Origin of the sequence: Synechococcus sp. R6-7 (assembly GCF_047461695.1) — a bacterium.
Classification (GTDB): Bacteria; Cyanobacteriota; Cyanobacteriia; order Thermostichales; family Thermostichaceae; genus Thermostichus.
In genome coordinates this window covers 1-5,638 of record NZ_JANSHS010000129.1, presented here as the reverse complement: position 1 = coordinate 5,638, position 5,638 = coordinate 1, and the positions used below count along the sequence as shown (strand labels likewise).

The following is a 5,638-nucleotide window of genomic DNA, read 5'->3' as shown; positions in this document are numbered from 1 at the left end:
AGCTTATTATTGACTAGAGTCATGCTCTCGACAGTAGGGCAAGACCTCTGCTTCAATCTGCCGCTCGAACAGGTTGTAGGGGGGCTGGGCGGTGTGCAGAGGAGCCACCCGGCGAAACCGATCCATCTGTTCGGGGGAAAAGTTGCTGACCCCAATGGCGCGGATCTTGCCCTGCTGCAGCAACTGCCCCAGAAACGCCGCCGTTTCTTCGATCGGTTCCAAGGGATCCGGCCAATGAATTTGGTAGAGATCGATCACATCTGTTTGCAAGCGGCGCAGAGAATCCTCCAGTTCTTGGGCCAAGCGAGGCAGGCTGGAGTTGCGCACCACTTTGTTGTTTGTCCACTCCAGTCCCGCTTTGGTGGCGAGAACCACCCGATCGCGGCAACCTGAGTCTTTGATCGCTTGCCCCAGCACTTCCTCCGAAACACCCAGTCCGTAGATGGGAGCGGTGTCGAAGGTGGTTATGCCCAAATCAATGGCTTTGCGAATCGTGGTGTAAGATTCCTGGCGGTCGGAAGGGCCCCACCAGCCGCCGCCCATCGCCCAAGTGCCCAGGCCCACCCGGCTCAACCTTAGCCCTGCATCTGCGAGGGTGACGAACTCCATGGCTGCTCCTGCTGAACCCCGATCCTCCCACTGTGGCCAGGGATCCTCTCCAAAAATCTAGCAGACATTGCTGACAGCAGCCGAGGTTGCGTGAACGACCCAAGCCTGTGACCGGGGTTGGAAGGAGAGGCTTTTGACTCTGCTGTTGTAAGGAACTGAATCGATAGGATCCCATTCAAGAGCTGCAGCGTCTCTCAACCCAGAACTTTTGCGAGGAATGGCTCCATGAAGCCCACTTTTCTTGTCTCTACTGTCAGCTCCGTCGGTATGGCTCTCCTGTGGGGATCCCTTCTGGCTGGAAGGGCTGCCCAAGCGCAGGTGATCACCCCTCTTTTCCCCTCTGGAACTCCCATCCCCGTCGAACCCTTGCCCCCCAGCCCGGACATTCCCACCCTGCCCATTGTGCCGGATCCCCGGCCTGTGCCGGCAACCCCTGCTCCCCAGCGACCGCTGCCCAGGGGGAGTTTTGAGGAGATCAGCCGCTACTTCCGCGATCTCAACCGCGCCAAAAACCTGGCCCGTCAAGCTGCCGAGATCGCCAATGGGGGCCTACAGCGCTATCGCGCCGAAGCTTCCATGCACGGGGCAGCCATCGACTCGCCGTTTGAAGAGTTTGAAGATGCTTGGATCTTCACCTTCCGGGGGGGAGAGCCCGGCTTTGTCCAGCCCAGCATTGAAACCCAGGTGCGGGTGGACAGGCGCACCTTTCAAACCACCATCCTCTACAACGGCCCCATCCGCTCTCTGCGCTGAGGGATCCCTGGCATAATCAAAAAAAGGCAAGGGATCCAAGCTATGACCAAGTTTGTCTTCGTCACCGGTGGAGTGGTCTCCAGCATCGGCAAAGGCATTGTGGCGGCTAGCTTGGGTCGCCTCCTCAAATCCCGCAACTACACGGTGTCGATTTTGAAGCTGGATCCCTATATCAATGTGGATCCCGGCACCATGAGCCCCTACCAACATGGGGAAGTGTTTGTTACCGACGATGGCGCCGAGACCGACCTGGACTTGGGCCACTACGAGCGCTTCACCGACACCAACATGTCTAAGCTCAACAACGTCACCACCGGCTCCATCTACCAGGCCGTGATCCACAAAGAGCGGCGCGGCGATTACCAGGGCAGCACGGTGCAGGTGATCCCCCATGTTACCCAAGAGATCAAAGAGCGCATCCGGCGGGTGGCCCGCGAGACCAACCCCGACGTGGTGCTGGTGGAGGTGGGGGGCACGGTGGGAGATATCGAGTCTTTGCCCTTTTTGGAGGCCATCCGCCAATTTCGCAAGGATGTGGGCCGGGCCAATGTCGCCTATGTGCATGTCACCCTGGTGCCCCTGATCAAAGCGGCAGGGGAGATGAAAACCAAGCCTACCCAGCACTCGGTGAAGGAGCTGCGCTCCATTGGCATCCAGCCAGATGTGTTGGTGTGCCGCTGCGAGCAGCCCCTGCCCCGCAGCATCAAAGAGAAGATCTCCGAGTTTTGTGACGTGCCGGTAGAATGCGTCATCCAGGCGCAGGATGCCCCCAGCATCTACGACGTGCCTCTGGTGCTGGAGCAGGAGGGGTTGGCGCAGCGGGTTCTGGAGATTCTCAACTTGGATCCGCAGCAGCCAGATCTACGGGAGTGGGAGCTCCTGGTGCAGCGGCTGCACCACCCCCAAGAGCAGGTGGAGATTGCCATTGTCGGCAAATACGTGCGCCTTACGGATGCCTATCTTTCCGTGGCCGAGGCCCTGCGCCATGCTGGGCTAGCCCTCAATGCCGGCGTTACCTTGCGCTGGATCTCTTCTGAGGAAGTCGAGGAGCGGGGGCCGGAAGCCCTACTGGCTGGTGTGGATGGGGTAGTGGTGCCGGGGGGGTTTGGCAATCGCGGCATCGAGGGCAAGGTGGCTACCATCCGCTACGTGCGCGAGCAAGGCATTCCCTTCCTAGGGCTGTGTCTGGGCATGCAGTGCGCGGTGATCGACTGGGGATGTCACATTGCCCACCTGGAGCGGGCCAACAGCTACGAGTTTGACCCCGATACCCCCCACCCGGTGATCAGCCTCTTGCCGGAGCAGAAAGATGTGGAAGATCTGGGAGGAACCCTGCGGCTGGGCCTCTATCCCTGTCGCATCATGCCCAATACCCTAGCGGCCAAGCTCTACGGTGAGGCCATCATCTACGAGCGGCACCGCCATCGCTATGAGTTTAACAATGCCTACCGCAGCCTTTTTCTGGACTCTGGTTATATCATCAGCGGAGTCTCGCCGGATAACCGCTTGGTGGAGATTATCGAGCTGCCCAGCCACCCCTTTTTCATCGCCACCCAGTTCCATCCGGAGTTTCGCTCCCGCCCCAACCGCCCCCACCCCCTCTTTTTGGGGTTGATCGAAGCTGCCCTGCGCAGCCGCCCTCAGCCTCACCCCCTGCAGTTGCAGAAGATGGGCTAGTTGACAGATCCCTTGTCCAAAAGTGGGGGCACGCCTCTGGTCCTGGTTCTGCAGAGCTTTGCTGAACATAAACTGCTGCGGAATCCTGGGTTTCGCCTGTGGAGCAGCCGTGGCCTACTGCCTAAAACGAGGTCATCCAATCTGCCAAAATTTCCTGTCGGCGTGGATGGCGCAGTTTGCGCATGGCTCGTGCTTGAATTTGTCGGACGCGCTCTCGAGACAGGCCGAAGAGCTGACCAATTTCGGAGAGAGTGTGCAGGTGGCCATCTTTCAGCCCATAGCGGAGCTTGAGGATTTCTTGCTCTCGGGGGCTGAGCTGCTCCAGCATTTCTTCCAGTTGGGCAGACAGCAGGTGCAAGTCCATTTGGGATTCGGGAGTGAGGCTGTTGGCGTCCTCGATAAGCTGCATCAGCTCCCTATCCTCCTCTTTGCCAACTGGAGTATGTAGCGAAAGGGTTTGGCGACCGGCTTCCAAGAGGGTTAAGAGAGCGTCCAGCTTGTCGGGGGAAATCTCCAGAGCTTTGGCAATTTCCGCTTGGGTGGGGCGACGGTTTAGGGTCTCGGTCAGCTCCCGCCGGATCCGCTTCACCTGGTTGAGCTTTTCTACCATATGCACCGGGATCCGCACCAGGCGCCCCTGATTGGCAACGGCGCGGGTGATCCCTTGGCGAATCCACCAGTAGGCGTAGGTGGAAAACTTGTAGCCGCGTTCGTACTCAAATTTTTCTGCGGCCCGGATCAGGCCGATGGTGCCTTCTTGAATCAGATCCAGAAACGGCACACCGCGATTTAAGTACTTTTTGGCAATCGAGACCACCAGGCGCAGGTTGGCCCTAACCAATTCCCGTTTCGCCCGTTCCCCGGCGGCTCCCCCCTCTGCAATCAGCCGTCCCAATTTCACTTCCTGCTCGGCATTGAGGAGTGGGTAGCGAGCCATTTCCCGCAAAAATACGCCCACTGAGTCTTCCGAAAGCGAGGCTTGGGTCGCTCGGTTGCCGGGTTTGCTGAGCCGTACCTCAACCCGTTTCGGTGGGGGGGGACAATTCTGAACAGCTACATCCATCCCATTCGGTTGAGACTTCATACAAACTCACATCCACAAGCGGATGTTGGAAACTTTGCTTGGATACAGGACAGAACCGGTTGACCCTTCAGCAAACCCAGCTCCCTGCAGACACAGGGCAGAGACCTCGCCGGATTTCAAGAGGCTACTCGATTTCTCTAGGTTCAGACTTCAGCTTTTGCTAAGGTGGGGCGCAGGCCAAGCACCCCCGTGATGGTAACGGTCAGCATCCGGTAGGATTGTTAAACTGACTACAGAGTTGACCTTGTTTTGCAGTGCACCATGCCACGCCAACGGAAGAAATCGGATTTGCCCAGCAAGATTTGTCTCACCTGTCAGCGACCCTTCACCTGGCGCAAAAAGTGGGCCGACTGTTGGTCGGAGGTGAAATACTGTTCTGAGCGGTGTCGCAATCATCGCCCCAAGGGATCCCTGCCTGCTTCCCGGCAAGACGGTTGGGACGGATAATGTTGTCTCAGGATCAGGACATAAGGGTTTGGATCTGTCGGGGTTGGCGATGCGGTTTCTCAAGTGGCTGTTGCACAATCCCCACGAGACAGAAGAGGAGGATCCCTTTTTGCGGGCCATCACCCGCCTGGAAAGCCTGATCTCGAAGCTACTGTCAATTTTGATGATCGGGCTAATCGTAGTAGCAGTGGTGGACTTGGCCCGGTTCTTGGTGGCAGATTTGTTGACCGAGCCAACTGGGTTTTTCTCCACCACTTTAATCGAGATCTTCGGCCTCTTTTTAAATATTCTGATTGCGCTGGAAATTCTGGAGAACATTACCGCCTACTTGCAAAAGCAGGTGGTGCAGGTGGAGTTGGTGATCGTCACCTCTTTGATTGCGGTGGCCCGCAAGATCATCATTTTCGATTTCGAGAAGCTGGGGGGGTTGGAGCTCATTGGCTTGGGGGCAGCGACGTTGGCCCTCTCGGTAAGTTATTGGCTGGTGCGGCGAGCCAAGTCTCCATCCAAGTCCGGGGAAGATTAAGCTCGGACAGAATCCTGGTACGATGGGGATGGAGCTTTCCTGCAAGAATTGTGCGTGCGCGATCTAAGTTGGCCAGCCTGGTGAAGTTAGCTGTGCTGATGGTGGTGCTTTGGGTGGGGTTGAGTGCTCTCCCTGTTTTGGCCCGCCTGCATTCTTCTCGCGATTTGCTCCTGGCACAACACTTGGGCAAACCCGTGAAAACCTACAACAATCCCCCCCCGATGGTGATCGACCCGGCCAAGTCCTACACGGCCACGATGGAGACCACCGCCGGCACAATGGTTCTGGAGCTGTTCCCGCAAGAAGCTCCCCTCGCCGTCAACAATTTCGTCTTTTTGGCCAACGACCACTTCTACGATGGTGTCATCTTTCACCGCGTGATTCGGGGCTTCATGATCCAAGGTGGGGATCCCACGGGTACAGGGCGGGGTGGGCCGGGCTACCGCTTTCCCGATGGGCCGGTGCAACGTCCCTACAGCCGCGGCACTTTGGCTATGGCCAATGCTGGCCCCAACACCAACGGCAGCCAGTTTTTTATCATG

7 protein-coding genes are annotated in these 5,638 nt (G+C 57.9%); 5 read left to right on the top strand and 2 right to left on the bottom strand.

What is annotated here, in order from left to right; genetic code table 11:
- Positions 1-6 precede the first annotated feature (6 nt).
- Complete coding sequence (locus NW815_RS04490) at positions 7-609, bottom strand: aldo/keto reductase (protein WP_414329186.1); 603 nt, start codon at positions 607-609, stop codon at positions 7-9.
- A 225-nt stretch (positions 610-834) separates the two neighbouring features.
- Between NW815_RS04490 and NW815_RS04485 the strand changes: the two genes are divergently transcribed.
- Positions 835-1,362: a hypothetical protein gene (locus NW815_RS04485; RefSeq protein ID WP_414329187.1), complete on the top strand. Its 528-nt coding sequence runs from the start codon at positions 835-837 to the stop codon at positions 1,360-1,362.
- Positions 1,363-1,404: 42 nt separating this feature from the next.
- Entirely contained in the window at positions 1,405-3,039 is a 1,635-nt protein-coding gene (locus NW815_RS04480) for a CTP synthase (protein ID WP_414343234.1), read from the top strand.
- 121 nt (positions 3,040-3,160) lie between these two features.
- On the opposite strand, the gene NW815_RS04475 is transcribed toward NW815_RS04480, so the two are convergent.
- Positions 3,161-4,123 carry an RNA polymerase sigma factor RpoD/SigA gene (locus NW815_RS04475; RefSeq protein WP_414388091.1) on the bottom strand — a complete coding sequence of 321 codons (963 nt, stop codon included), beginning with the start codon at positions 4,121-4,123 and terminating at the stop codon, positions 3,161-3,163.
- Positions 4,124-4,384: 261 nt separating this feature from the next.
- Here NW815_RS04475 and NW815_RS04470 point away from each other — a divergent pair, with 261 nt between their 5' ends.
- The 3 genes from NW815_RS04470 to NW815_RS04460 all read left to right on the top strand — a co-directional run.
- Positions 4,385-4,570, top strand: coding sequence for a DUF2256 domain-containing protein (locus NW815_RS04470; RefSeq protein WP_041437321.1), 186 nt, complete (start codon positions 4,385-4,387; stop codon positions 4,568-4,570).
- A 49-nt stretch (positions 4,571-4,619) separates the two neighbouring features.
- Complete coding sequence (locus NW815_RS04465; RefSeq protein WP_414388089.1) at positions 4,620-5,096, top strand: phosphate-starvation-inducible PsiE family protein; 477 nt, start codon at positions 4,620-4,622, stop codon at positions 5,094-5,096.
- A gap of 50 nt (positions 5,097-5,146) precedes the next feature.
- A partial coding sequence (locus NW815_RS04460) for a peptidylprolyl isomerase (protein WP_414415756.1) occupies positions 5,147-5,638 on the top strand: 492 nt, incomplete at its 3' end.

Excerpts from the sequence above, each read along its gene's own strand:
- NW815_RS04490 (WP_414329186.1), bottom strand. The coding sequence starts at position 609 with ATGGAGTTCGTCACCCTCGCAGATGCAGGGCTAAGGTTGAGCCGGGTG.
- NW815_RS04485 (WP_414329187.1), top strand. The coding sequence starts at position 835 with ATGAAGCCCACTTTTCTTGTCTCTACTGTCAGCTCCGTCGGTATGGCT.
- NW815_RS04480 (WP_414343234.1), top strand. The coding sequence starts at position 1,405 with ATGACCAAGTTTGTCTTCGTCACCGGTGGAGTGGTCTCCAGCATCGGC.
- NW815_RS04475 (WP_414388091.1), bottom strand. The coding sequence starts at position 4,123 with ATGAAGTCTCAACCGAATGGGATGGATGTAGCTGTTCAGAATTGTCCC.
- NW815_RS04470 (WP_041437321.1), top strand. The coding sequence starts at position 4,385 with ATGCCACGCCAACGGAAGAAATCGGATTTGCCCAGCAAGATTTGTCTC.
- NW815_RS04465 (WP_414388089.1), top strand. The coding sequence starts at position 4,620 with ATGCGGTTTCTCAAGTGGCTGTTGCACAATCCCCACGAGACAGAAGAG.